This window comes from Stenotrophomonas ginsengisoli (genome assembly GCF_001431485.1).
GTDB lineage: Bacteria > Pseudomonadota > Gammaproteobacteria > Xanthomonadales > Xanthomonadaceae > Stenotrophomonas > Stenotrophomonas ginsengisoli.
In genome coordinates this window covers 1-651 of the sequence record NZ_LDJM01000099.1, presented here as the reverse complement: position 1 = coordinate 651, position 651 = coordinate 1, and the positions used below count along the sequence as shown (strand labels likewise).

At 56.8% G+C, this 651-nt stretch carries 1 protein-coding gene; it reads left to right on the top strand.

The window, feature by feature from the left end; translation table 11 throughout:
- Positions 1 to 382 precede the first annotated feature (382 nt).
- A partial coding sequence (locus ABB30_RS15505) for a hypothetical protein (protein ID WP_152980808.1) occupies positions 383 to 651 on the top strand: 269 nt, incomplete at its 3' end.

Sequence of the window (651 nt, the reverse complement as noted above, 5' to 3'; positions counted from 1 at the left end):
GGTTGTGCGGTTGGAAATTCGACAGAGTCGGCGAACAGCAGATTTGGAGTGTGCTGATTCTATTGATCCTTTCAGGCTGATCTGCGACGCACGAACGAGGGGATGACGTCACTCTGTCGCGGTAAGTTATAGTACTGACATGGGCGACCATATAACCACGTGGAAAGCATGAGAATTCTTTTTAGCGGCAGCGAATTTTCCTGTACATTCGAATCGACCCGTTGACTTGAGTCGACAAGTCTTGAGTTCCTCTCTCGTTTTTCCTGCGAAGTCGCCGCCTCCGGACCGAGTGATCTCACTTGGCAGCGGTTTGCCCGTCGTGCCGGAGAGATTGTTACTCGCGCACGCGCGAGGGCACGTTCTATTTATCGCCGGCGCCGGTGTGTCCAAGCCCGCGGGGTTGCCCGACTTCCGCGAGCTGGTGGTCGACGTCTACGCGAAGCTAGACACGGGCGTGCATGCTGTTGTGACCGGCAGCAAGGATGACGAGCCCGGCGACCTTAGCGGCCTGACCAGCCAGCAAATCGCTGAAGTCAAAAGATTCAAGCGGCGGGACTACGATGTCGTACTAGGCATGCTTGAGCGCAGGATCGACGACAAACCCAGCGGCACGAGTCGGGTGAGAGCAACGGTCACCGAAGTCCTTCGTGC